Here is a 25,827-nt window from a genome sequence, read left to right on the forward strand (position 1 = left end):
ATAAGCTCCATAGAGGTTTTTTCGTTGGTTGATGGACTTAGGCGTGAGCGGCTTCGTGAGCCAGCTCTTCCAGGTAACGCTCGCAGTCCAGCGCCGCCATGCAGCCGCTGCCCGCCGCCGTAATAGCCTGGCGGTAGTTTTTGTCCTGAACGTCGCCGCAGGCGAACACTCCGGGAATATTCGTGCGGGCCGTGCCTGGCTCCACAACGATATAACCTTGCTCGTCGGTTGTAACCTGCCCGCCAAGAAAGCCGGTGTTGGGCGTATGGCCGATTGCGACAAAAACGCCTTCCGCTTCCAGCAATTTTTCTTCGCCTGTGGCATTGTCTCGAACCAGCATGCCTTTCATGCCTGTTTCGCCTGCCACCATTTCAAGCGGAGTCACGTTCAGGCTCCACGAAATTTTTTCGTTGGCGCGAGCGCGATCCTGCATGATTTTGGAGGCGCGCAGTTCCTCGCGGCGGTGAACCAGCGTAACTTCGGATGCAAAACGCGTCAGGAAGCCGGCTTCCTCCATTGCGGAATCTCCGCCGCCGACAACCAGAATTCGTTTGCCCCGGAAGAAAAAGCCGTCGCAGGTCGCGCAAGTGCTTACGCCGCGTCCGATATTGTCTTGCTCGCCGGGAAGGCCAAGATATTTGGCAGACGCGCCGGTAGAAATGATGACCGACTCCGCCTGAAGTTGTCCGATCCCTTCCACTTGAAGCGTATAGGGACGTTTGCTGAAGTCGATGCTGCTGACGGAGCCGGTCTTGAATTCAGCCCCAAAGCGTTGCGCTTGTTTGCGCATATTGGACATTAGCTCGCTGCCCAGAATGCCCTCCGGAAAACCGGGAAAGTTTTCGACCTCGGTCGTGGTCGTCAACTGGCCGCCAGGTTGCCAGCCTTCAATAACAAGCGGCTCCAGATTAGCTCTTGCCAGATAGATAGCAGCGGTTAGTCCCGCGGGTCCCGTACCAATAATAATCGTTTTGTGCATCTAAAGCTCCTCCTTCGGGAATATACTGTGATGTTGCTTCCGCAAACCTTATGCCCTTACGTTAGTACAAACTGTAATGGGTGTCAATACAGTTCATCTAACATTCATCTTGGTCTTTTAGATAGCATGAAATTGGAAAAAAGGGTATGATGTATGCAGGATGAAAGCCGTTCATGAAGGGAGCAAGTGTAAGTGAAGAATAATGTTATTCGGAAAGCAATCATACCTGCCGGCGGCCTGGGGACGCGTTTTTTGCCGGCAACCAAAGCACAGCCGAAGGAGATGCTCCCGCTGATCGATAAACCCGCGATTCAGTATATCGTGGAAGAGGCCGTTCAGTCCGGAATCGAAAGCATCGTCATCATTAGCGGCAGGCACAAACGCGCGATAGAGGATCATTTTGACAAATCCGTAGAGCTGGAAGCGGAATTGGAAGCGCGCCATAACGAAGAGATGCTGAAGGTTGTACGGGACATCTCGCAGCTCGCCGATATTTATTACGTCAGGCAGAAGGAGCCGCTTGGCCTCGGCCATGCCGTATTATGCGCTCGGAGATTCATCGGCAACGAACCTTTTGCGGTGCTGTTAGGGGACGATATTTTGACCTCCAACCCTCCTTGTCTTAAGCAAATGATGGATGTTTACCAGGCGGAAAACTCCTCCGTCGTTGCGGTTATGGAGGTTCCTTGGGATCAGACTCATAAATACGGGATTGTCGATATCGAGCAAGGCAAGGCGATAGCGCGTGTTAACGACATTGTGGAAAAGCCGGCTCCGGGTCAGGCGCCTTCCAATTATGCCGTAGTGGGACGTTATGTGCTCAGCCCGGCCATTTTTGATTTGCTGGAGAAGGCGCAGCCGGGCAAAGGCGGCGAAATTCAGTTGACGGACAGCCTGCAGGAGCTGAATCGTCAGGATTCGCTAACCGCCATGCGTTTTGATGGCCGCAGGCATGATGTTGGCGACAAGCTTGGTTTTGTCCAGGCGACCATCGATTTTGCGCTGGAGCGCGAAGATCTGTCCGCGCAGGTGCGCAGCTATCTTTACGAGCGGTTGGGATTGCCGACTTTGCAGCAATAATCGGGGTTTCATATAAAGCAGCAACAGATGCCGACGCTTTGCACATCCGTGCTTGGCTGCGGCATTTTTTTTGCAAGCCCGATAAGGATTCAGCCGGCATTGTTTGGGTTAATGATTGTAGGGGGTATATCTTAATTGACACCATCTGTTGTTAAATTCGTAAATAAAAGAAGTGTTTATCCCACTATTTTGAAATGGAGATTATTTACTTCTTGATATAGAATAGATAAGAGAATCAAGGCGGGAGATGGGGTCATTGTATTGTCATCATTGCATACGAAGCTTTCCCGATGACGCCAGATTTTGCAGCCAATGCGGGAGAAGGCTTCATTACATTAATGTGACGGAGGAAAAATCTGCTTTCTGGCCGCAAAACGGCGATGAAGAGGCTGCGGCGCTTGAATCTGCTTCCGAAGCAGTTCCGGAGCGTTTTGAGGGCGCGCTTGAGAATTTATCGGGGGTCCAGACAGTTGCCGGCGAAAAAATGGCGAATCGCAAAACCGCGATTAATTGGCTGTTGGCTGGCGGTTTGCTCATTTCGGCTTCGGCTATGCTTATTTTGGTCTATTGGACCTATCAATATGAAACAGATAGAAACGAAAACGTGCTTCGCCTTCAATCGGAAGCCAAAGCCGCGGCACTTGCCGGGGAATACCAGCAAGCTCTTTCTTTGCTGGCGGAGGGGATGGCTATCCGCCCCGAATTTGCCCCGCTTACGGCGGATGAAGCCGTTATTGAGCACGTCATGAAGCTGGAGCGCCTGTCGCATGATTTGAGCGGATTGCTGGAGAAGGGGGATTTTTCCCAGGCACAATCCGGACTAGATCAGTTGAAGGGCGAGCTTGGAGGCCACAAGGAACCGGTCTATGACCGTCTCAAGGGAAAACTGGATGATCTCAGCATGGAGGCAACCTTGCTCAGCTTGAGCGATCGGGTAGATGATTTGTCGTCTATTAAAGAGCATGGCGAAATGTTGAATGTCGTCAATGGCTTGATCGGCGAGGAGGCGGCTGCCCTGCGGGAAGAAATTATAGGAGGCATTCGCAGCCTGGCCACGAGGAATGCGGAGACGCTGATGAATCGCAAAAACTTTACCGGAGCGCTTGCCGAAGCGAACCGTGCTTTAATATGGGTTAAGGATGATTCGGAATTGCTTGCGCTGCAGCAGCGCATTCACCAGGAGCAAGCCAAATACGAAAAAGCCGAGCAGATCCGAATTGAGCAGGCGATGCAGGAGGCGGCGGCGGAGGACCTCATTAATCAGACGGAGGCCGTCAAAGTTGAATCGACAGACCAGACGCTGGATGAATTTGGGGATTTGACGATCGTTGGCGTTTTGCGAAATGCGGCAACTCGGCCGATCTATTCCGTTATGCTGGATTATTCCATCGTATCGCCTGAAGGCGAAGTTCTTGCCCGCGGCAATACCTCGGCGACTCCGAACTACGTTGAGCCGGGTGAAGAGATGACTTTTACCGCAACGGTTTACGGTGTTCATTCGGAGGAAACGGAAGTCGTTATCGATCATGTGACATGGTATCTGGATTAGGGAGGTGCGGCAATGGCCAAAAGAATATGGATAGGACTTCTGTCTTTCGCCCTGATTGTGGGAGCGGGAGCAGCTTCGGTGTATGCCGTGCGTCAGGAAGTGCCGCGCCAATTGACAGGGCAGCCGCTGCTTGCCGTTGGCGAAGTCAAGAAATCGTTAAAGGATGTTATTTTTGAAACCCAGAAGCTGGTTGTGATGATCGAGGCGGATACGGGGATGCAAGGCTCCGGGTTTCTGTACAACCTGAAGGGCGATTTGATAACGAATGCGCATGTGGTTGCGGGCGTAAGGCATGTGCGCGTTAAAACATCGGATGCGCGGGAACTGGAAGGCGAGGTCATCGGCATCAGCACGGATACGGATGTTGCGGTTGTAAGGGTGAAGGAACTGGCGGATATTGAGCCTTTACCGTTGGTTCGATATGAACGGGCGGAGGTAGGCGATGATGTGCTTGCCGTCGGAAGTCCGCTCGGCTTTCAAAATACGGCTACAACGGGCATGATCAGCGGCGTTGGCCGGAGCTTTAATATCGAGCCTTATGAATATAAGGATTTATACCAGATTTCCGCGGCGATAGCGCCGGGCAACAGCGGCGGGCCCCTGGTCGATTTAAAAAGCGGCTCCGTAGTGGGCATTAATTCAGCGGGCTTGGAGGAAGGCGGCATCGGCTTTAGCATCCCGATTGGCAATGTGCTGGCAATGGCGGAGGGCTGGTCGATGGAGCCAATGAGCATGCTGCCGGGCATTTCGCTTACAGACGAAAGCGATGAGAAGCATAACGACACGTCGTTGGATCAAATGGCGGATTATTTGGTCCGGCATTTCTATGACAGCTTGAACAATCACGATTATGTTTATGCGTATTCGTTATTGGGGGGCAACTGGAAGGAAGGCACAAGCTATGTCAAATTCCGCGAAGGCTACCTGACTACCCGCAATGTCGTCATCGACGATCTCTACACCAATGCAGGAACGGACGAAGCGACGGTCACGGCCATTATTTCGGTCGATGAGCGTAAAAACGGTCAATACATGCTGAGCAAATACCAGGTAACGTATAAAATCGGTTACGAAAATGACCAGCTTAAGCTAATGAGCGGAAAAGGCAAGGCGATCCGTAATTAATACAGAGCTATTCTATAATAGATATGCAAAAAGGTTAGAGGAAAAAGGGGGCAGTCCCCGTTCCCTTCTAACCTTTATTTTTTGGACTTATTGGACAGCCTGTTTTTTTAAATGACTAGCAAATCAACCGTGACCGTATCACCCATCTGTACAGGCGTGCCAAGCAAGGTTACGGGAATTGGCCTGCCATTAAGCTTCACCTGGTAGCTGATGTTTCCGCCAATCGGGATGCCGCCGATCGTTATGATTTGGCCTGCTGGTCCGAATCCGATGGCGCCGGAGCTTGCCAGAGCGCTTCCAACCGACATGCCGGGGCGGTAAGGCACGGTGTACCCCGTTGTTACGTTAGGAAAAGACGCTCCCCCGTTTATGACGACCGTAACAAAGCCCTGCTGAATAGGCGGTCCGGGAACGGGCAGAGGCACCGGAACGGGAATCGGAATTGGCCCGGGACCGGGCACAAACCATGGGCTAGGATAATAGGGTGGATGAGGCGGATGGTATGGCCCGTGTCCATGTCCGGGACCGCCGCCATGTCCAGGCCCGTGTCCATGTCCGGGACCGCCGCCATGTCCAGGTCCGTGTCCATGTCCGGGACCGCCGCCGTGTCCAGATCCGTGTCCATGTCCGGAACCGCCGCCGTGTCCAGATCCGTGTCCATGTCCGGAGCCGCCGTGTCCTGAACCTTGCTGAGGACGGGAGTCCGAGATTTCGGTGAAAGGATAGTCCAGCCCTTCATCTCCATCTTCCTGTATCTCGTCTTCAATGCGGCCGTGCCCATGTCCGCCGCCAGGGCCATGCCCAGGTCCTCCGGGCCCGTGTCCGGGCCCCCAAGGTCCATGGCCATGTCCGGGCCCTCCCCAAGGTCCAGGGCCATGCCCGGGTCCTCCCCAAGGTCCGGGGCCATGTCCGGGTCCTCCCCAAGGTCCGGGCCCATGCCCGGGTCCTCCCCAAGGTCCGGGCCCATGCCCGGGTCCTCCCCAAGGTCCAGGGCCATGCCCGGGCCCTCCCCAAGGTCCAGGCCCCCAAGGTCCAGGCCCCCAAGGTCCAGGCCCCCAAGGTCCAGGCCCCCAAGGTCCAGGTCCCCAAGGTCCGGGTCCCCAAGGTCCAGGTCCCCAAGGTCCGGGTCCCCACGGACCCGGGCCTGGAGGGAACAAGCCGATGCCTCCAATTCCTCCGGGGAGAGGGAGTATGGCTCTTTCGCCGCTGCAGCTGCAATCCGATGTATTGGCAAGTCTGATATTTTGATCCGTCTCATTCAGAGCTGCATCATTCCATAAGGACTGATCATTTACATAATCGCTCATACGGGCCTCCAATCATTCTCATAACAAATTAGGCGTTTATCCTGCTGTATCCTATGCAGGCTTCTTCAAAGTCGTGTGCGGGAGTTTGGATTGGAGGGATGCAGCGTCCTTAATAAGAAAACAAAACAACCTGCCGTCGATAGCAGACGGGCAGGCTGTTTTGCTCCTGTAAGGATTATCGTTTTATTCTGCGTAATACCAGTTGGTGTCGAGGCCGGTCACTGGACAATAAGGTAATTTGTCCCCTTCTTTGAACGTTATTCGGCGGCCTGCTTCGCAAATATAATCTCCGGACTGCTGGACATAATCACCTGTACGATAAGAAGTATTCGTTGTGCTCATAGCGACTTACACCTCTTTCAAATGGTTTGCAGATATCCGGCCATTTCCCGGCCGGATGGCGACGTTTATCTGCTTGCTCATATATAAACCAGGGCAACAGCATTTGAAACAAGGGAAGCCAAACATTAAAAGTCCTTAATCAAAAAGCCTGGTTTTCCTCGCCTGGGATCAACAAAAAACCTCCGGTACGCCGCTAGGGCGCCCCGGAGGTTCTGCAAATCTTATGTTTGATTACCTTATTTTACAGCTGCTTCGTAACGTTTGCCAACTTCTTCCCAGTTCACAACGTTCCAGAAAGCTGCAATGTAATCAGGACGTTTGTTTTGGTAGTTCAGGTAGTAAGCGTGCTCCCATACGTCCAGGCCAAGAACCGGAGTTTCGCCTTCGAAGATAGGGCTGTCTTGGTTAGGCAGGCTGTATACTTTCAGTTTGCCGTTAGCAACGGAAAGGAATGCCCAGCCACTGCCGAAGCGAGTAGTAGCAGCTTTTGCGAATTCAGCTTTGAAAGCTTCAAAGCCGCCCAGTTCGCTGTCGATGGCTGCTGCCAAAGCGCCAGTAGGAGCGCCGCCAGCGTTTGGTCCAATTGTTTCCCAGAACAGGCTATGGTTAGCGTGGCCGCCGCCATTGTTGCGGACAGCAGTGCGGATGGATTCAGGAACGCTGTTCAAATCGCCGATCAGTTCGCCCAGCGATTTGTTTTGCAGCTCAGGAGCGGATTCCAGGGCAGCATTCAAATTGGTAACGTAAGTATTGTGGTGACGGCCATGGTGAATTTCCATTGTCGTAGCGTCGATGTGCGGTTCAAGAGCATTGTGTGCATAAGGCAATGCGGGCAATTGATGTGCCATTATAAAAAACCTCCCAAAATTTGTTGTGGATTGATCATGTCCATTATCCCAAATCCGACAGAATAAATCAACATTGATGTTTAAAAAGTCGGTAAAGCATCCTTTTCCCGGTGATATTATTTTCAACAAATAGAAGCTTTTGTATCCCTTACTAGTCACTTGGAACCATCCTTTCAAGACCACTAATGACAAATGATGGATCGAATAATGTTGAAAGCGCTTAATATTAAGCGCTTTCAGAAGAAAACGGGCGATTTCTATCATTTTTCTAAAGATTTTAGTAGGATTTCGCGGAATTTCGTCGTATGATAGACAGGTACTAGACTATGACATGGTAGAAGGTGTTAATTGAATGAACGTCCGTTCCTTCCAGTTGTCCGATTACAAACCGCTCACAGCATTGCTTGAGGAAGTATTGACCGAGGAATGTTATGAGCAAACAATGGAAGCTTTTGCGCGTCAATTGTCATGGGATAGCGATTTGGTGCTAGTCGCTGTCAAGGAGTCAGAGATTGTAGGCATGATTATCGGCACAATCGATAACAACAAGGGCTATTATTATCGTATAGCTGTTTCTCCGGAGCATCAGCGTAACGGAGTCGGCAAAGCGCTGGTCGCCGCATTGCGCGTGCGATTTGAACAGCGGAACGTGAGCAAAATACTTATTACTGCGGACGAGCATAACGAACCGGTATTGCCGCTTTACGAATCCATGGGATACGCGGCAAGCGACTTTTTCCGTTCGTTTCAGAAGCTTAGTATCGTAACAGGGTAAAACCGGATAGAGATTTAGACATGTTTACCATCGGAGGGCATATTTCCCCTGCCATTGCAATTGGCGGCGAGATATGCTTTTCTTATTATGATAAGGAATTTGAGGAGCGCGAGCATCATGAATCACTATGAACCGTGTGTGATCAAAAGTTTTAAACACAATGGTCATATTCACAGGCTTTGGCGGCAAAATTGGGTCGTTCCTCGCGAAGCGTTAACGGAACAGCACCGCGAGGAATCCGTCATCGTGCTCATTAACCGCCAAACGCCAATTGAGGAATCCGACGGCAAGCAATGGATTAGCAGAGTGCCGGCCGTGTCGTTTTTTTTGCCGGGCGAGTGGTTTAATGTGGTCGCCCTGCTGGAAAACAGCGGAGTTCGTTATTACTGCAACGTAGCTTCGCCCCCTTACCGATACGACGGGGTACTCACTTACATCGACTATGACCTGGACGTTATTCGCACAAGCGACGGCAGCCGTCACGTTGTGGACCAGGATGAATATGAGCAGCACAAGCAGCTTTACCATTACCCGCAGCATGTCCAGAACAAGGTGAGGCAAGGTCTGCATGCCTTGCTGGGCCGCATGGAGAAGGGGCAGCAGCCGTTCCATGATGAAACAGCCCAGCGGTATTATCGGGAATGGCTGGAAACGTGCGGCGAGGAGGAACTGGAACTATGAAATTTGCGGCAGAGCTATGGGATTGGCTCAAAACGCTGGCTATTGCTTTAGTCATTGTTTTGATCCTGCATTATTTTGTATTTAATTTGTCTACGGTTGATGGCCACTCCATGGAACCTACATTAACGGAGGAGGAGTGGCTTTTTGTCAACAAATTTGTCTATTTGACCGGCAGTCCCAAAGTGGGGGAAGTCGTCATTCTGGAAGAGCCCGGGTGGATGGGCGAGAAAAAAAAGCTGCTGGTGAAGCGTGTTGTCGGTTTGCCGGGCGATGTGATCGAAATTAAGGATCATCGCTTGTACCGCAATGGCGAGCTTGTGGACGAGCCTTATACGGATGTGCCTATCGAAGGGAACAGCCTTGGGCCGCAAGTGATTTCGGAGGGCCATTATTTTGTCATGGGCGACAACCGGCATGAACTCGCCAGTCTTGACAGCCGCTCTTTCGGGGCCGTGCCTGAGGATATGATTCAGGGCCGTGCTGATTTTATTTTATGGCCGTACAAGCAAGTACGGTCGCTGTAAACTAGTGTTACAGCCTTAAGAGTCTTTCAAAAAGTCCGCTTTCCATTACGAGGTATGCCTGGCGGCATAATCAGCATCGAATATGGCATTCAGCCGAAACTAGCGTAGCTTCCACTAAGCTCGGTTTCTGGCTCCATCCCTTCTTCTCGATACTGACTTTTTGAACATGAACTTAAAAGGAGGCCTGTTAATGAAAGAGGTCATGATTTATACCGACGGCGCTTGTTCCGGCAACCCGGGACCGGGCGGATGGGGTGCGGTATTGTTTTTTGGTCCGCATAAAAAGGAGATTTACGGAGCGGAGCGGGATACGACCAACAACCGGATGGAAATTCAGGCTGTTATAAAGGGGCTTGAACTGCTTAAAGAGCCTTGCAGCGTTCAGGTATACAGCGATTCCGCTTATGTGGTGAACTGTTTTCAGAAAGGCTGGATTCATGGCTGGCTGCGCAACGGCTGGAAAAACAGCAAAAAAGATCCCGTTGAAAACCAGGATCTGTGGAAAGCTTTATGGGCGCTGATGGGCAAGCACAAGGTGGAATACATCAAGGTGAAGGGCCATAGCGACAATGAATGGAACAACCGCTGCGATGAATTGGCGCGGCAGGCAATCAGAGAGCTGTAGCGATGATGGACTGGAGCAAGCTTAAGGAAGAGATGAAGGCTGCAGCATCAGCGCTGGGAATCGACGATATCGGAGTTGCGTCTGCCGATCCTTTTGTTACGCTGAAGCAGCGGTTGATGCGGCATCGCGAGCTTGGCCGGGAATCCGGCTTTGAGGAGCCGGATCTGGACCGCCGCACGAACCCTGCCTTGCTGTTCGACGATCCGCAAAGCATCATTGCGATTGCCATTGCATATCCCTCCAAGCTGACCGACCCTCCGAAATCCGAACCCGGTGAACGGAGGGGGATTATGGCGCGCTCCGCATGGGGTGAGGATTACCATCATGTGCTGCGCGACCGATTGGCCAAGCTGGAGAGCTGGCTTAAGCAACGGGTGCCGGACACCAGGGTGGAGAGCATGGTGGATACGGGCGCGTTATCCGACAGAGCTGTTGCGGAGAGGGCCGGTATCGGCTGGAGCGGCAAAAACTGCGCCATCATTTCCCCTAAGCTAGGCTCATGGATTTATCTTGGCGAGATGATTACCAACCTGCCGCTTCCACCGGATATTCCCGTTACGGAGGGCTGCGGGAGCTGTACCAAATGTATAGACGCTTGTCCGACCGGCGCATTGGTAGGTCCGGGACAATTAGACGCCAAACGCTGCATTTCATTTGTGACCCAATCGAAGGATATGGTGTCTGACGAGTTTATGCGCAAAATTGGCAACCGGCTGTACGGATGCGACACCTGCCAGGTCGTTTGTCCGGTAAATAAAGGAAAAAACTGGACGCATCAGCCGGAGCTGCAGCCTGATAACGAGCTGGCAAAACCGCTGCTGGTGCCTTTGCTTGAAATGGGCAATCGGCAGTTCAAGGAAGCGTACGGCCGAACGTCCTCCGCATGGCGCGGCAGAAAGCCGATTCAGCGGAATGCGGTCATTGCGCTTGGCAATTTCAAGGACGCCTCCGCTATTCCTCATCTCATTAAGGTGCTGAAGGATGATCCTCGCCCTGTGCTGCGGGGAACGGCTGCCTGGTCCATGGGCAGAATTGGCGGCCCGGAAGCCGTCGCAGCCTTGCGTGAAGCATGGGAGAAGGAGCAGGATGATATAGCGCTGCAGGCGATTTCTGAAGCTCTGCAAAGCATGGAAACGGCGCAGGAGGAAAATGTCCTGGAGCCGCAATAGCGGCGGGGAAGAGGAGAGTTGGCGGCTCCTGTTCCATTGCTGTAAATATGCAGTAAAAAAGCCGGTTCGCGATTGCGAATTTCCATTATGACATGCTATGATACAATGACGCAGAACACAATTTGCTGGTGAATTTTTAAGGATAGAAGGGGCTCGGTGGACTGGATGGAATGGTATAATTTTGTAATTCCTATCGTCACATTGATTGTTGGCGGAGTGGGAGGCTTTTTCGGAGGCGTTTATTACCTGCGGAAGCAACTTGAGAATATGCAGAACAACCCGGAGATGCTTCAACAGATGGCAAAGCAAATGGGCTATAACCTGAACAAGCAGCAAATGACTCGCGCTCAAAATATGATGAAAAACCAAAAATTTCCTCGCAAGTAATATCGACGGAACAGTGTGAAGGGGGGCGACAGCAGTGGCCGGAGCAAAAGACTATGTAAACTCCAATGTAGCGGATAACCGGGAACAGATACATTACCATGTCAAGGAGATTTTAAAGCTGATCGGGGAAGATGTAGAACGGGAAGGGCTTCTTGAAACGCCGGCCCGCGTTACACGCATGTATGAGGAGATCTTTGCCGGATACAGCGTGGATCCCCGCGAAGTGCTTGGCGTTACCTTCGATGAACAGCATGAAGAGCTTGTTATCGTTAGAGACATTGTTTATTACAGCCAGTGCGAGCATCATATGGCTCCTTTTTTCGGAAAAGCCCATATTGGCTATATTCCAAGCGGCAAAATAGCGGGATTGAGCAAGCTGGCAAGACTGGTAGAGGCGGTAACGCGACGGCTGCAGGTGCAGGAGCGGATTACTTCGCAAATCGCGGATATTCTGGATGAGGAACTAAAGCCCCATGGCGTCATGGTCGTTGTGGAAGGCGAACATCTCTGCATGTGCGCCAGAGGTGTGAAGAAGCCAGGCAGCAAAACCATAACCTCGGCGCTCCGGGGTGAATTTCGGACAAGCGCGGCGTTGCGCTCCGAATTTTTGGCTTTGCTGAAGCAATAGGTGAGCGGATTTAACTCTATTCAACTCTTAGTGAGGAGGAGTTCCGATTATGTTGATCACTTATCATGGACATTCAGCCGTACAACTCACTGTAAATGACAACTCGCTTATTATTGACCCGTTTCTTAGCGGCAATGAACTAGCTGTTACGAAGCCCGAGGATATCAAGGTTCAGGCGGTGCTTCTGACGCATGCGCACCAGGATCATATTCTGGACGCAGCCCCGATTGCCAAGGCCAACAATGCGCCAGTCGTTGCAAACTTTGAGCTCGCGACCTATATGTCGTGGAAGGGTGCAAAAAGTATTCCCATGAACCTTGGCGGCACGGTGGATTTGGGCTTTGCCAAGGCCAAGCTGGTGTCGGCGGTGCATACTTCGGGGATTATAGACGAGGAGTCGCAAACCATTCTTTATGGCGGCATAGCCGGCGGTTATATCATTCGAGCCGGAGGGTTGACCATTTTGCATGCAGGCGACACCGCGCTGTTCAGCGATATGAAGCTGATCGGAGAGCAGGAGTCGATTGATGTAGCGTTTATCCCGATTGGCGACCATTTCACAATGGGACCGGAGGAGGCGCTTCAGGCCGCTCAATGGTATCGGGCGAAGCTGGTAGTCCCGGTTCACTACAATACGTTTCAACCGATCCGTCAGGACGCGGAGGATTTTGTCCGCAGGCTGGGAGAGCTTGGCATTGAAGGCATGGCGCTGGCACCGGGCGAATTTTTTGAAATTGACGAAAACTGATTATAACAGAAAACAGGCTGCCGCTTTTGCGGACAGCCTGTTTTTGTATGGCGTTGAAAGACGCCTTGAGCGAGTTATGAAACACCCTAGTTGTTGTCATGCAGTTGAGCGTTTACCTGGCTCAGGAATAGCGCGGTGCGCTGAATATATTCCATAGAACCCATTCGGAACAACATCTCATGTTGTCCGTTTTGGACGATCCAGGAGCGCGACAAGCCGTTCCTCTGATTGGCGGCAATGGCTTCCGCCACGTTGTAAGGAGCTTTGCTGTCGCTGGTTCCGTGTATGATAAAGATTGGAATATCATAAGCATGAGATTCCACCTGGCCAACAGGCAGCGAGCCAAAGCTGCTTCCCGTCCATAGAGGAATCATGGACTGTATCAATGGCAACGAAGGGAAGCGAGGCAGCGGGACAAACTGGTTCAAGTTGTCGAATAAAGCCTCCGGGCTGGGCACGAACAAGCTGTCTAGAATCATGGCATCAATTTTGTCCGTCTCCAAGGCACTTTGAAGGGCGGTGCCGGCTCCCATTGAAAATCCCCAAACCACGATATCCTCCGCGCCTCTGGATGCGGCGTAATCCACTGCTGCAAGGAGCTGCTGGGATTCCTCCCGGCCGCCGGTTGCCGGCGCTTTATAGGCTGTTGAGGCATAGCCGTAGTCAAACATCAATACATTATAATCAAGATCATGCATCAGCTCGGCCAAGTCGTACATCGGAACCCAGGTTTCCTCCCGATTGGCTCCGTAGCCATGGCTAAAAACGACTGTACGTGTTGCAACAGCGGATTCATCGCTTCCCGGAGGAGCGTCTGCGGGTATAAACCAGCCGCTGACAGTTGTTTCGCCGCTTTTGCTAGGAAAGACAACATCCTCGTAAGCTAATCCCAGCTCTTGCTTGGGATTCGATTTTAACGGAGCAACATATGGATAGGCCAGCATCCAGGCCACATATCCGTGAAAGATAAGAACGGCAATCAGGCACATCGCCAGGAGCGAAGCCAGAGAAGCGGCAGCCATATGCTTGCGGCGGCTCCGGTAGGGCAGCGGCGGCATTGAATGGGATAATGGCGGCTGCAAGCTTGAGGGGGCGGGAAGCCCGTTATCAAGCGGTAAAGCTGTATGATTATGCAACATAATACTCATGATGTCCCCCTTTAGAGGTAGTTCAAAAAGTCCGCTTTCCATTACGCGGCATGCCTGGCGGCATGGGCAACGTCGAATATGGCATTCAGCCGAAATCTCTTATCTCTTAATGGTAGAGGCGTTCCGGGCTTGCGTCAATTCCAATTTGTTCAATGTTATTGGTATGTAATAGCTTGTAATCTTAACGTAATATAAATGGATGCTTTACGGAAAAGACTTCTATCATGTATACTAATTGAGAATGGATTTCACTCATTTTGGAATACGGTTTCGTTTGGTGAAACTTTTATATAACATCTGCCTGCTGGATGGAATTGTTATCCGGCCGAGGCAGCGGAGGTGCTGTAGGTGGAAGAGGGCAAATCGACTGTTCGCGCCGTGGATCGGGCGCTTGATATTTTGCTTTGTTTTACGGAAAAAACAGATTGGGCCATGACGGAGATCGCCGAGCGCGCAGGGCTTCATAAAAGCACGGTGCACAGGATGCTGGCTACCCTGGAGGAAAAGGGGTTTATCGAGCGGGACAAAAACACGGAGCGTTATCACCTTGGTCTTAAAGTGTGGGAGCTGTCGGCCAATCTGTCCCGAACCGATGATCAGGCGACAATTTGGCTGCCGGAAATGGTCAGGCTGCGCGATCAACTGGGCGAAACCGTCAGCATTTACGTCAGGGACGGATCGGAGCGTATCCGCATACAGGCGGTGCAGAGCAACCATCCCGTCAGACGGGTTGCGCCGGTAGGCGTGAGGCTGCCGCTCTACGCGGGGGCTTCCAGCAAGGTGCTTGTAGCTTATGCCGACAGCTTGGTGCAGGAGAGCATTATCCACTCGCTGCAATGGCCGCTAGGCATGGATATGGAGCTATACCGCAGCCAACTGCAGGATACGATGGAAAAAGGATACGCCACCAGCTTTGAGGAACGGGAGACGGGAGCTGCCGCTATTTCTTCACCGATTTTCGACCGTGCAGGCGGCCTTGCAGCGGCTTTGTCCGTGTCTGGACCGGCTAGCCGGCTTACGCTGGACAAAATGGAGCAATATGCTCCCGTTATGATAGAAGCCGCAAAAGTGATGAGCACGATGACGCGTTAGCGGGACGGACTCAATCGGCAAAAAGGACTTCGGCTCGCGCTTGATGCCGCGCGCTCCGAAGTCCTTTTATCAACTGAATAATGACCTTACATATTGGCAATCATTTGGCGCAATACGGTTTGCAGAATGCCTCCGTTGCGGTAGTAGTCGACGTCAACCAGGGAGTCGAGACGTACCAGCGCGGAAAACTCGAAGCTGCTTCCGTCTGTGCGAGTTGCTTTGACAGTTACGGTTTCGCCCGGTTTAATATCGTTCGAAAGACCGGTAATGTCAAAGGTTTCAGTACCTGTAATGCCAAGCGTTTTCCAGCCGTGGCCATCCTGGAACTGCAGAGGCAGCACGCCCATGCCGACAAGGTTGGAGCGGTGGATACGCTCGAAGCTCTCTGCAATAACGGCTTTGACGCCAAGCAGGTAAGTGCCTTTGGCCGCCCAGTCGCGGGAGCTGCCCGTACCGTATTCTTTACCGGCGATGACAACCAGGTTTTTGCCTTCGGCTTGATATTTCATTGAGGCGTCGTAGATGGACATCACTTCGCCAGTCGGCAGATAAGTCGTTACGCCGCCTTCTGTTCCAGGAGCAACCTGGTTGCGGATCCGGATGTTGGCGAACGTTCCGCGCATCATGACTTCATGGTTGCCGCGGCGGGAGCCGTAGGAGTTGAAATCCTTGCGATCAACGCCGTTGTCGATCAAATATTTGCCGCCCGGGCTATTCACCGTAATGTTGCCCGCAGGAGAAATATGGTCGGTAGTAACGGAATCGCCCATCAGAGCAAGTACGCTTGCGGAAGGGATGTTGGCAATATCGTCAAGCTCCGAACCCAGGTTTTCAAAGAACGGCGGGTTTTGGATATAAGTTGATTTGTTATCCCACTCGTAGCTTTCGCCTTCCGGTACGTCGATTGCGTTCCAACGTTCGTTTTGCGTAAATACGTTGCCGTATTTATCGTTAAACATTTCAGGGTTAAGGGAAGCGGATACCGCTTGCTTAATTTCCTCGTTAGTTGGCCAGATGTCCTTGAGGTATACGGCTTGGCCGTCCTGGTCATAGCCGATCGGGTCGGAGGTCAGATCAATGTTAACCGTTCCAGCGATGGCGTACGCGACAACGAGAGGCGGAGACGCCAGATAGTTGGCTTTAACCTGCGCATGAACGCGTCCTTCAAAGTTCCGGTTGCCGGACAATACGGCTGCAACAGTCATATCGTTGTCGGCAATGACTTTGCTTACTTCGTCTGGAAGCGGACCGGAGTTGCCGATACAGGTGGCGCAGCCATAACCTGCAACGTGGAAGCCCAGGCTTTCCAGGGATTCAAGCAAACCTGCTTTTTTCAAATATTCCGTAACGACGAGGGAACCTGGAGTCAAGGAGCTTTTTACATAAGCTGGCTTGGTCAGGCCGCGCTCGACGGCTTTTTTGGCAACAAGTCCGGCGCCCAGCATAACGCTTGGGTTGGAAGTGTTGGTACAGCTGGTGATTGCCGCGATAACAACGGCGCCGGTACCCATTTTGGATTGGCGTCCGTCCTCATGCGCAACAGGTATGGTTTGGGCGATTTTTTCATCAGAGAGCCCGTAGCCGCCTTTGTCGATCGGCGTGCGGATGATATCGTTGAACGCTTCTTTCATGGAAGTCAGCTCTACGCGGTCTTGCGGACGCTTTGGTCCTGCAAGCGATGGAACGATTGTGGACAGGTCCAGCTCCAGCACATCGCTGAATACAGGGTCCGGCGTTGCATCTGTACGGAACATGTCTTGGGCTTTGTAATAAGCTTCAACGAGCGCGATTTGATCTTCCTCGCGGCCGGTTTGGCGCAAGAAGTCAATGGTTTCGCCGTCAACCGGGAAAAAGCCGATTGTTGCGCCGTACTCAGGCGCCATGTTGGCAACAGTTGCACGGTCCGCAAGGCTGATGTTGGAGAGGCCGGGTCCAAAAAACTCGACGAATTTGCCGACAACGCCTTTTTTGCGGAGAATTTGAGTAACAGTCAATGCAAGGTCAGTAGCTGTGGAGCCTTCAGCCAGGCTGCCTGTAAGCTTGAAGCCGATAACTTCAGGCATGACAAAGTACAGCGGCTGGCCCAGCATGCCTGCTTCCGCCTCGATGCCGCCGACGCCCCAGCCCACAACGCCAAGACCGTTAATCATCGTGGTATGGGAGTCTGTGCCTACGAGCGAGTCAGGATAAACAACCGTTTCGCCGTCCACTGTTTTGGTGGCTGCCACGGAAGCCAGGTATTCCAGGTTAACCTGGTGGACGATACCTGTTCCCGGAGGAACTGCACGGAAGTTGTCAAATGCGGTTTGCGCCCAGCGAAGGAAACGGTAACGCTCTTCATTGCGCTCAAACTCTACTTTTGTATTGTACTCAAGAGCCTCGGGGCTGCCGAAGGCGTCAACCATGACGGAGTGGTCGATAACAAGGTCGACGGGAACAAGCGGATTGATCTGCTTAGGGTCTCCTCCGGCTTTTTTTACGGTGTCGCGCATGGCTGCAAGGTCAACGACAACAGGAACGCCTGTAAAGTCCTGCAATACGATACGGGCAGGAATAAATGGAATCTCCTTGTCTTCGCGGCCGTTGGCCCAGTTGGCAAGCTGTTTCACATGTTCGGCGGTGATTGCGCGTCCATCGAATTGACGAACGGCGGCTTCAAGCAAAACCTTGATAGAGAAGGGCAATCTGGAAATGTCGCCAATGCCTTGCTCCTCAAGTCCTGACAGCCGGTAGTAGGCGTACGATTTGCCGCCTGATTCCAAAGTTGTGCGTACGGAATACTGATTTTGTTTAGCCATTGTCAAACTCCTTTACAATAAAGTAAGCCAAGAAAACAATCTAGTTTCATTAGGTGAAACGCAATTTCAAAAACCGTATATCTATAGTATAGCTTCATTGCCTTGCATCGTAAAGTCCAATTCCACCCTTTTTTAAAACGATTTCAAAAGCGGTTTCGATAGCATTAACGCAAATAACGGCTAACGTATCGGATGCAAAACATCACCTCAAAAGCCCTTATACAGGTTTTCGATTAGTCTGCCCGTTCTTCCTTTAAGTACTTGTTCAAAAGGTTTGGTTTCGGTATTAATAAGGCTTTTTGAACAAGCCTCTCAAATCGTTCAGGCTGATCCCACATGAATTGTAAGTGACGCTCATATAATGAAGCAGTTATTGCTGCCTATTTCTAATGAACGATGACCGGAGGGGATACCGATGCCCAAAAAAGAAGGACGCCATTATGCTACGCTTCGTTCGCGCAATGTCCCGCCGCCATCCCGGCCGGGCCAGTCTGCCAGCGCGCGGCCGGCTGCGAGCGGGGGCAGAAAGAACCGAGGAGTTGGCCGTACAAGCGCCGCAGGCAAACGACAGGCGACAGGAGCGCGGAGCGTAAAAGTTGAAGAGGATTTTGTGGAAGAAAGCAAGACTGCAGCGATTCAAAAAGGCGTCAAAATTCAACCGCAAGAGGAACAAAGCGGGAAGCAGGAGGAGAACCTCTTGACTGGAAAGGTTCGGACCAAGGAACGTCCCAAGCTCAGCTCCGTGCTGCAAAGCTCGTCGCTGCCTAGAAAGCCTTCATCCGGCGATGGCGCAGAGTGGCGGTCCTCGCTTCAGCGTTACGTCCGTTTGTTCAACCGCACGGAAAGCGAACAGAACGCTCTGGATTTAAGTCAATATGTCGCAGATTCTCTGCACGGCGAACGATTGCGCCAGCGGACCGATCGGCTGCGCGAGCGGGATTTGCTGAGAGGCGCTATACCCGCTGGCAGCGAAACCAAAGCAGAATTGATTCGGATCAATGAATCCGCGGGAGAGGTATCGGTGCTGGTCAGACTTCACGTTAAGCGGAAAATGGAGCAAAAAGGCATGTATTACATGGAGGAAAGACAGGAGACGGAGCGTCTTTGGCTGAGGCGGGACGGACAAGATTGGGGGGTGCTTCAGGTGGAGCCCGTCGTATCGGAGCGCCGTCCGAGATATGGAATAACCGCACAGCCCCAGAGCCAGCATGACGCCGATTCTTTGCTCCCCGAGGAAGGCGAAGATATTTTGTCAGGTTCCGCTCCTTTTTTAAACTATGAACTGATGCCTGGTTTCAAACGCTGGAAAGGCGGCATTCCTTACCGCAGAGAGCTGGCTGCCGCATATGCGGACAGATGGTGGAACGAAGGCAACCCTTCTTTTGAGCTTTTTGACGTCAATTGTACCAATTACGTCTCCCAGTGCATCTTTGCAGGCAATGCCCCGATGAACTATACTGGTAGAAGGGAAACCGGATGGTGGTACAAAGGACGTGCCGGCAGCCGGGAGAACTGGAGCTATAGCTGGGCCGTGGCAAATGCAATGGCGGCGTACCTTTCCGCAGCCCGCAAAAGCGGCTTGAGAGCGGTGACCGTATCTTCGGCGGATGAACTGCAGCTAGGCGACGTTATCGCCTACGACTGGAACGGCGAAGGCAGGTTTCAGCATACAACGATCGTAACGGCTTTTGATTCCGCAGGACAGCCGCTGGTAAACGCCAATACCGTGCCGAGCAGGCACCGATATTGGGATTACCGCGATTCCTATGCCTGGACCAGCGGAACGAAATACCGTTTCTTCCACATTCCAGACCTGTTGTAGGCTATATAACATTATTATCGTACCGGAGGATATGCCATGGGGAGCAAAAAAAGAATAGGTCTTGTTTACGGGGGGAAATCCGGGGAGCACGAGGTATCTCTTCAGACGGCTTATGCCGTCATGAATCAATTTGATTACAGCAAATACGAAATCAAACCTTTTTATATTACAAAGCAGGGCGAATGGAAATCCGGAAGTTTGCTGCTATCTCCGCCGGCAAGCGTAGAGAGCCTGCGTTTTGGAGGGGATGATCCGCTAACCTCCGGCGCTTATTTGGCACCTCTTTTTGATGCATTGGATCAAAGTCAAAGCTCAGGCGATCAGCTAAACGCGAAGGGGCAAAATGCCGCGGTCGCCCAGATCAGCGGGGAAACTGCCGTTAGCGCTGACCGGGAGCAAGGTGTCATCGATGTAATGTTCCCCCTGCTGCACGGCACATTTGGCGAAGACGGAACGATTCAGGGGCTATTCGAGATGGCCAACGTTCCTTATGTCGGGGCAGGCGTTTTGGCCTCTGCCGTAGGGATGGACAAGATAATGATGAAGAAAATTTTTGCCCAGGAGGGTCTGCCGCAATGCGTCTTCCGCTATTTTAACCGGACGCAGTGGGTGAAGGATTCCGCGTTTTTTGTTATGGAATGCGAGGTTTCGCTTGGGTATCCGTGCTTTATCAAGCCGGCCAATCTGGGTTCAAGCGTCGGCGTATCCAAAGCCCGCAACCGGGAAGAGCTGATTGCCGCCGTAGACTACGCTTTCCGCTTCGACCGCAAGGTCATCGTGGAGGAGTTTGTGGATGCGCGCGAAATCGAAGTCAGCGTATTGGGCAATGACGAAGCCAAGGCGTCTGTTCCGGGTGAAATTTTGCCTTCTAATGAATTTTACGACTACAAAGCAAAATATATCGACGGCAAATCAAGCATGATGATTCCGGCCGATTTGCCATTGGAAACCGCGGAAGAAATCAGGGAGCTTGCGGTACGGGCTTTCCAGGCGATTGATGGCTCCGGCTTGTCCCGCGTGGACTTTTTCTTGCGCAAGGAAGATGGCGCCGTCTTTATCAATGAGGTAAACACGCTGCCCGGATTTACGCCTTTCAGCATGTACCCGCTGCTCTGGAGAGAAAGCGGCTTGCCTTATAACGAACTGCTGGACACGCTGATTCAACTGGCGGTTGATCGTCATGCGGCCAAGCAAGGAATCGACTTTACCGGCGATTCCAAGCCTGCAAATTGACGGAAGCGGCAAACAGACGCATAACCGGATGGCCGCTTGACCGATAAGGGAGAGCGGCCCGCCTGTAAAATAAAATGATGGACAAGTTGAACAAATTAAAAACTGGCGACTGGCCAAAGTGTGAATGGTTCTGGAGAAAAGCATATGCTTACGAAGTAACGTTCTTTCAGAACGATTGAAGCGTTCGCCTTTGTTCCCGGATTTCACCATTGACACCTATTATTCAGGAAATCTGGGAACAACAGCGATCGGAAGAACTTTTCACACGGCGGCCTTTTCGCTGAAGCTTTTTTGTTCAACTTGTACAGAACCGAAAGCGAGGAATCAAAATGGGATTTGGAACTGAATTTAATTCCGTATGCAAATTCAAGTCGGAGCAGGAGCTTTACGAATTGCTGGAATACGGCAAGGGGAAAATGGTCAAGAAGGGGTTTCGCGTATACCCTACGGGCCAGAAGGTAATTGCCTATACGCCGGACAACCAAGCAATCGCTATCGTCAAAATATTGGCTTCCATCGCGGAAATCAATTTTCAGGGCGAAGAGGTAACCCAGGTAGAGATGGAACTGGTGCGCAAGCTGACCGAACAAGAAGCGTCGGTTCAAACATCGCTTGCCCATGAGATGTTTTTTGGAGAACGGTCCTGATCCATGATTGTCAGATTTGGATTTGTTGCAATGACAACGCTGCTTGAAGGCATAACGCCATCCCGCACCATGACCTACGCCACGTTCGGCAAGCAGGAAAATAGAGAACTCGCCATCCGAAGGCTGGAGGCGATCGCGGAGGACAATCTGAACAGCACGCTTCGCATATTGAAGCATTGCCAGAGGCATGATATCGGGATGTATCGCTTTTCGTCCAAGCTAGTCCCGCTGGCGACTCATGCGGCGCTTGATGATTGGTCGCCATACGGAATATTGGGGCCTTCGTTTCGTGCCGTTGGAGATTATGCAAAGCAACAAGGCATGCGGACTTCCTTTCATCCCGACCATTTCTGCGTCTTCAGCACGCCCCGGCCAGAGGTGCTTGCCAATTCGATCAAGGATCTTGTGCACCATGTCCGGATGCTGGAGGCAATGGGGCTTAACGAAGAAAGCAAATGCAATATTCATATGGGCGGCGCATACGGGGACAAGCTTTCTGCAGGTCAACGCTTTATCGCTCAGTTCGGCGAGCTGGAGCCTGACATCAGAAACCGCGTAACGCTGGAAAATGACGATAAAACCTTTAATGTCGGAGAAACGTTAGCCGCAGCTGTTGCGGTAGGGATTCCGATGGTGCTGGATATTCATCATTATGCCGTTAATCCGGGGGAGATCGGATGGGACGAGCTGGTTCAGGAGTATTGGCCGCGCATCCAGCTTACTTGGGAACTCGAGAGAAAACGTCTAGGTATCCAAGAAGAAAAGGGGCTTCCGCCAAAAATTCATGTTTCCAGTCCCAAAAGTCTGACTGATCCAAGAGGACATGCGGATGATGTGGAAGCCGAACCGCTGCTTCATTTCCTGAGGCGCGCTGCCGGCACATGCAATTATTTGGATTGCATGCTGGAAGCCAAAGCAAAGGATGGGGCTTTGTTAAAGCTAATGGATCAAATGAGGGAGTTTGAGGCAAGAGGGGAAGGCGTACGAGTGCTGGACGGCGGCGCGGTGGAAATTGCTCCGTACTGAAAGGTGAGATGACATCATGGAATGGCTGCTGCTGGTTCTGCTTGGTTTGGTTGCCGCCGTATTCGGCAGTATCGTAGGTTTGGGCGGAGGCGTTATTATCGTCCCCGCTTTGCTGCTTGTTGCGCCCGCTCTGATCGGGCAGGAGCTGGATCATGCCACAGCGGTGGGCGTATCCCTTACCGTATTGATCGTAACCGCTCTGGCTTCTACGTTATCCTACGCAAAACGCGGCATCGTCGATTTCCGCAGCGGGCTGCTGCTGTTTGCCGCCAGCGGCCCTGCGGCTTTGGCTGGAGCGGCAATAACGGGAAAACTGAATGCAGGAAGCTTTAATCTGGCGTTTGGATTTTTTATGCTGTTTATGGCCGGATTGCTTATTGCGCGGGACCGAATGAAACCGTTTGCGAAGAAGTGGCCCATCCAGAGGGCAATTACCGATTCCAGCGGCCAGCTCCACACCTACAGCTATGGTCTGCTGCCTCTGCTTGGCATCGGCGCTGGCGTAGGCCTTATTTCGGGGCTTTTCGGCATTGGAGGCGGCTCGTTGTTTGTGCCGGTTATGGTGCTTCTGTTTCGCTTCCCGCCCCATGTTGCCGCGGCTACCTCAATGTTCGTTATTTTTCTGTCGTCCATTGTGGGAAGCGGCATGCATGCCGCGCTCTCCGAGGTGAATTGGCTGCTTGTGCTTGCGCTTGCGCCCGGCGCCTGGCTTGGCGGCGTAATAGGAGCGGCAATTGCGGTTCGCATGAGCGGAAAAGGATTGCTGTGGCTGCTTAGGGCGACGCTTTTGGCATTGGCGGCCAAAATGATCTACGACGGATTTGCGGACTTGTAAAGCCGGAGACTTTATTGAACACGGACTTAAAACAACAACAGGGCTTGTTCATCAAATATGCGAAACTTGTCACGTTGGGAGACCGTATTGCATTACGATGTTGTTAACGGTTATTTTGCAGGGTTGTTCAAAAAGCCTGGATTCGATTTTTTTTGAACATGTATTTGTATGTCATGCGAGGAGTGAGAAATTTGAACGAAGGACAAAGCGGCTACGCTGTCGGGGGAAAAAGCTTTACCGCCGTAGCTATCAACTGCGCTGCCAAGGCGGGGGAATGGATCAGAACCAAACTTGGAAAACATAGCAGCCTTGATATAAAGCAGTCGCCTCATGATTTGGTTACCGAGGTGGACAAGGGTTCGGAAAGGCTGATCCGCAAACTGATCGCCACCCATTTTCCGCAGCATTCCTTCTTGGGTGAAGAGGGAGTCGAACCGGGGCCGGAGGCTTCGGCAAAAGCATTGGCTGACGCCAGCAGCGCGGAATATTTGTGGATCGTCGATCCAATTGATGGAACGACCAATTTTGTGCATGGCTTTCCGTTTTTCTGCGTATCTATCGCGCTGGCTTATCGGGGCGAGGTCATTGTCGGGGTTGTCTACGATCCGATCAAGGACGAGCTTTTTGTAGCGGAAAAAGGAAAGGGTGCTTACGTACACGGCAAGAGGATGGAGGTATCGCGAGAGGAGAGTCTGCGTGAAAGCCTAATTGCAACAGGGCTTCCAGCTGATCATCTCTATGCCCTGCCGCTTAATTTGAAGGGCATCTCCGCGATAGCGCCGCAGACGCGAAACTTGCGCATTGCGGGTTCGGCCGCTCTGCATATGGCCTATGTAGCAGCAGGGAGATTGAGCGGTTTTTGGGAAATCGGCCTCAACAGCTGGGATTTGGCTGCGGGCGCCTTGTTAATCCAGGAATCCGGCGGAATCGTTACCGATACAAAAGGCGAGCCTTATCATCTTGGCGTGCGCAATGTCGCCGCCAGCAACGGAATCATTCATGACGGTCTTATCCGGGCGTTAGCGGAAGCAGGCGCAGCAAATTAATAAAAATGAATAGCGGAGGCCAGGCCGAAGGGAGAATCAGGCTTGGCCTTTTTTTGGCAATATCTAATCTATTAAACGGAAGGAAGTGAATGACATGAAGCAAAACGGCAAATTCAAAAAAACAAGAAAAACAGCAATGATAACAGCGGCGGCAACGGTGCTCGCCATGCTGATCGCGGGCTGCAGCGGCACATCCTCGGAGGAGGGCGCTTTGGGGACAGCCTCCCCATCTGCGCAAGAGGAAACTCAGGGGACTTCGGGCAATAATGGAGGAGTGCCGGCGGAAGAGGAAAATAGCGTGTCCGGCGAATCCGCCGAGGCTTCCCAAGAGCCGGCCGCAAGTCCGTCCGATGCGGCAGAGCCTTACAGGATAGCGGCGGAAGGACTGGATATTCCGTGGTCTCTTGCTTTTGACGGCGATATTATTTATATCAGCGAGCGCGAAGGAAGTATTGTTAAGGTGGAAAATGGAGCGACTACCCGTTTATCCGTCCGACTTGATGAAGCCGTACATCATGAAGCCGAAGGAGGGTTTCTCGGTTTTGTGTTATCCCCTGACTTTGCTTCAACCAAAACGGCCTTTGCCTATCATACGTACAGGAACGGCGGGACTACTCTTAACCGGATAGTCGAGCTGAAGCTTGAAGGCTCCGAATGGGTGGAGCAGAAAGCGCTGCTGGAAGGCATTCCGGGCAGTCTTTATCATAACGGCGGCAGACTGGAGCTTGGCCCTGACGGGCTTCTTTATGCGACTACGGGGGACGCCACCCAAACAAGCCTGTCGCAGGACAAGAGCTCTCTGGCGGGCAAAATATTGCGGCTTAACCTGGACGGCAGCATCCCAGCAGATAACCCGACTTCGTCCTCCTACATCTATTCCTACGGACATCGCAATCCGCAAGGGGTGGCATGGACAAGCGACGGTACGATGTATAGCAGCGAGCATGGCCCCTCCGGCAGACCCGGCGGGCATGACGAGATCAATCTGATTACGTCAGGAGCCAACTACGGCTGGCCGGAGCTTATCGGCGATCAGACGCGCAAGGGGATGGTGGCGCCGCTCTACCATACCGGAGACGAAGCCATTGCGCCATCTGGTACGATTGTTGACGAAAAAGGGCGATTGCTTATCGCCGCTCTGGTCGGAGAGGGCATTTACCGGTATACGCCATCTACCGGGGAAATCGAGAAATGGCATGAAGGCGAAGGACGCATCCGCGATTTGCATTTGAAGGACGGAAAGCTTTATTTTATTACTAACAACAGAGACGGGCGCGGCAATCCCCTTCAAGAGGACGACAGGCTGATTGTCATGAATTATACGAATTAAAGATGAAAAGGGGCTGTCCGAAAAGTCAAGCGGAAGTAATAATTATTCAGCAGAGAGGACCGGAGGAGAAAGGGTGTCTTGAG

24 protein-coding genes are annotated in these 25,827 nt (G+C 52.2%); 19 read left to right on the plus strand and 5 right to left on the minus strand.

Annotated elements, in window-relative coordinates; all coding sequences use genetic code 11:
* Positions 1-37 precede the first annotated feature (37 nt).
* A complete protein-coding gene (gene trxB, locus ACX93W_RS24360) occupies positions 38-979 on the minus strand; it encodes a thioredoxin-disulfide reductase (RefSeq protein ID WP_459394971.1) in 942 nt (313 codons plus the stop codon).
* Between the two features lie 192 nt (positions 980-1,171).
* Between trxB and galU the strand changes: the two genes are divergently transcribed.
* The 3 genes from galU to ACX93W_RS24375 all read left to right on the plus strand — a co-directional run bounded on the left by galU (position 1,172) and on the right by ACX93W_RS24375 (position 4,733).
* A complete protein-coding gene (gene galU / locus ACX93W_RS24365) occupies positions 1,172-2,059 on the plus strand; it encodes a UTP--glucose-1-phosphate uridylyltransferase GalU (protein WP_459394972.1) in 888 nt (295 codons plus the stop codon).
* A gap of 256 nt (positions 2,060-2,315) precedes the next feature.
* Complete coding sequence (locus ACX93W_RS24370) at positions 2,316-3,608, plus strand: FxLYD domain-containing protein (protein WP_459394973.1); 1,293 nt, start codon at positions 2,316-2,318, stop codon at positions 3,606-3,608.
* A 12-nt stretch (positions 3,609-3,620) separates the two neighbouring features.
* Positions 3,621-4,733 carry a S1C family serine protease gene (locus tag ACX93W_RS24375; protein ID WP_459394974.1) on the plus strand — a complete coding sequence of 371 codons (1,113 nt, stop codon included), beginning with the start codon at positions 3,621-3,623 and terminating at the stop codon, positions 4,731-4,733.
* 107 nt (positions 4,734-4,840) lie between these two features.
* Here ACX93W_RS24375 and ACX93W_RS24380 read toward each other — a convergent pair whose 3' ends face one another.
* Both ACX93W_RS24380 and ACX93W_RS24385 read right to left on the minus strand, forming a co-directional pair.
* Positions 4,841-6,040 (minus strand): hypothetical protein, encoded by a 1,200-nt coding sequence (locus tag ACX93W_RS24380; RefSeq protein ID WP_459394975.1) that lies wholly within the window; start codon positions 6,038-6,040, stop codon positions 4,841-4,843.
* A 578-nt stretch (positions 6,041-6,618) separates the two neighbouring features.
* Complete coding sequence (locus tag ACX93W_RS24385) at positions 6,619-7,230, minus strand: superoxide dismutase (protein WP_459394976.1); 612 nt, start codon at positions 7,228-7,230, stop codon at positions 6,619-6,621.
* A 352-nt stretch (positions 7,231-7,582) separates the two neighbouring features.
* On the opposite strand from ACX93W_RS24385, the gene ACX93W_RS24390 reads away from it, so the two are divergent.
* The 8 genes from ACX93W_RS24390 (at position 7,583) to ACX93W_RS24425 (ending at position 12,767) form a co-directional block, all read left to right on the plus strand.
* Positions 7,583-8,005, plus strand: coding sequence for a GNAT family N-acetyltransferase (locus tag ACX93W_RS24390; protein ID WP_459394977.1), 423 nt, complete (start codon positions 7,583-7,585; stop codon positions 8,003-8,005).
* 117 nt (positions 8,006-8,122) lie between these two features.
* Complete coding sequence (locus ACX93W_RS24395) at positions 8,123-8,686, plus strand: DUF402 domain-containing protein (RefSeq protein WP_459394978.1); 564 nt, start codon at positions 8,123-8,125, stop codon at positions 8,684-8,686.
* Complete coding sequence (gene lepB / locus ACX93W_RS24400) at positions 8,683-9,210, plus strand: signal peptidase I (RefSeq protein ID WP_459394979.1); 528 nt, start codon at positions 8,683-8,685, stop codon at positions 9,208-9,210. The genes ACX93W_RS24395 and lepB overlap by 4 nt, the downstream gene beginning before the upstream one ends.
* 190 nt (positions 9,211-9,400) lie before the next feature.
* Positions 9,401-9,835, plus strand: coding sequence for a ribonuclease HI (gene rnhA, locus ACX93W_RS24405; RefSeq protein WP_459394980.1), 435 nt, complete (start codon positions 9,401-9,403; stop codon positions 9,833-9,835).
* Positions 9,836-9,837: 2 nt separating this feature from the next.
* Positions 9,838-11,004 (plus strand): tRNA epoxyqueuosine(34) reductase QueG, encoded by a 1,167-nt coding sequence (gene queG, locus ACX93W_RS24410; RefSeq protein WP_459394981.1) that lies wholly within the window; start codon positions 9,838-9,840, stop codon positions 11,002-11,004.
* 165 nt (positions 11,005-11,169) lie between these two features.
* Positions 11,170-11,391 (plus strand): YneF family protein, encoded by a 222-nt coding sequence (locus tag ACX93W_RS24415; RefSeq protein ID WP_459394982.1) that lies wholly within the window; start codon positions 11,170-11,172, stop codon positions 11,389-11,391.
* Between the two features lie 34 nt (positions 11,392-11,425).
* Positions 11,426-12,019, plus strand: a complete 594-nt coding sequence (folE, locus tag ACX93W_RS24420) for a GTP cyclohydrolase I FolE (protein ID WP_459394983.1) — start codon at positions 11,426-11,428, stop codon at positions 12,017-12,019.
* 49 nt (positions 12,020-12,068) lie between these two features.
* Complete coding sequence (locus ACX93W_RS24425) at positions 12,069-12,767, plus strand: metal-dependent hydrolase (RefSeq protein WP_459394984.1); 699 nt, start codon at positions 12,069-12,071, stop codon at positions 12,765-12,767.
* 86 nt (positions 12,768-12,853) lie between these two features.
* Here the strand turns inward: ACX93W_RS24425 and ACX93W_RS24430 are convergent, their stop codons facing one another.
* Positions 12,854-13,915, minus strand: a complete 1,062-nt coding sequence (locus tag ACX93W_RS24430) for an alpha/beta hydrolase (protein WP_459394985.1) — start codon at positions 13,913-13,915, stop codon at positions 12,854-12,856.
* A 348-nt stretch (positions 13,916-14,263) separates the two neighbouring features.
* Here ACX93W_RS24430 and ACX93W_RS24435 point away from each other — a divergent pair, with 348 nt between their 5' ends.
* Positions 14,264-15,007 carry an IclR family transcriptional regulator gene (locus ACX93W_RS24435; protein WP_459394986.1) on the plus strand — a complete coding sequence of 248 codons (744 nt, stop codon included), beginning with the start codon at positions 14,264-14,266 and terminating at the stop codon, positions 15,005-15,007.
* Positions 15,008-15,093: 86 nt separating this feature from the next.
* Here the strand turns inward: ACX93W_RS24435 and acnA are convergent, their stop codons facing one another.
* Positions 15,094-17,805, minus strand: a complete 2,712-nt coding sequence (gene acnA, locus ACX93W_RS24440) for an aconitate hydratase AcnA (protein WP_459394987.1) — start codon at positions 17,803-17,805, stop codon at positions 15,094-15,096.
* A 415-nt stretch (positions 17,806-18,220) separates the two neighbouring features.
* Between acnA and ACX93W_RS24445 the strand changes: the two genes are divergently transcribed.
* The 7 genes from ACX93W_RS24445 (at position 18,221) to ACX93W_RS24475 (ending at position 25,744) form a co-directional block, all read left to right on the plus strand.
* Entirely contained in the window at positions 18,221-19,627 is a 1,407-nt protein-coding gene (locus tag ACX93W_RS24445) for an amidase domain-containing protein (protein ID WP_459394988.1), read from the plus strand.
* 36 nt (positions 19,628-19,663) lie between these two features.
* Complete coding sequence (locus tag ACX93W_RS24450) at positions 19,664-20,860, plus strand: D-alanine--D-alanine ligase family protein (protein WP_459394989.1); 1,197 nt, start codon at positions 19,664-19,666, stop codon at positions 20,858-20,860.
* A 329-nt stretch (positions 20,861-21,189) separates the two neighbouring features.
* On the plus strand, positions 21,190-21,507 hold the full coding sequence (locus ACX93W_RS24455; RefSeq protein ID WP_459394990.1) for a hypothetical protein: 318 nt from the start codon (positions 21,190-21,192) through the stop codon (positions 21,505-21,507).
* A gap of 3 nt (positions 21,508-21,510) precedes the next feature.
* Positions 21,511-22,533 carry a UV DNA damage repair endonuclease UvsE gene (gene uvsE, locus ACX93W_RS24460; protein ID WP_459394991.1) on the plus strand — a complete coding sequence of 341 codons (1,023 nt, stop codon included), beginning with the start codon at positions 21,511-21,513 and terminating at the stop codon, positions 22,531-22,533.
* Between the two features lie 16 nt (positions 22,534-22,549).
* On the plus strand, positions 22,550-23,368 hold the full coding sequence (locus ACX93W_RS24465; RefSeq protein WP_459394992.1) for a sulfite exporter TauE/SafE family protein: 819 nt from the start codon (positions 22,550-22,552) through the stop codon (positions 23,366-23,368).
* A 191-nt stretch (positions 23,369-23,559) separates the two neighbouring features.
* Positions 23,560-24,414: an inositol monophosphatase family protein gene (locus ACX93W_RS24470; protein ID WP_459394993.1), complete on the plus strand. Its 855-nt coding sequence runs from the start codon at positions 23,560-23,562 to the stop codon at positions 24,412-24,414.
* A 94-nt stretch (positions 24,415-24,508) separates the two neighbouring features.
* Entirely contained in the window at positions 24,509-25,744 is a 1,236-nt protein-coding gene (locus tag ACX93W_RS24475; protein ID WP_459394994.1) for a PQQ-dependent sugar dehydrogenase, read from the plus strand.
* Positions 25,745-25,827: the final 83 nt, after the last annotated feature.

This window comes from Paenibacillus sp. CAU 1782 (genome assembly GCF_054551715.1).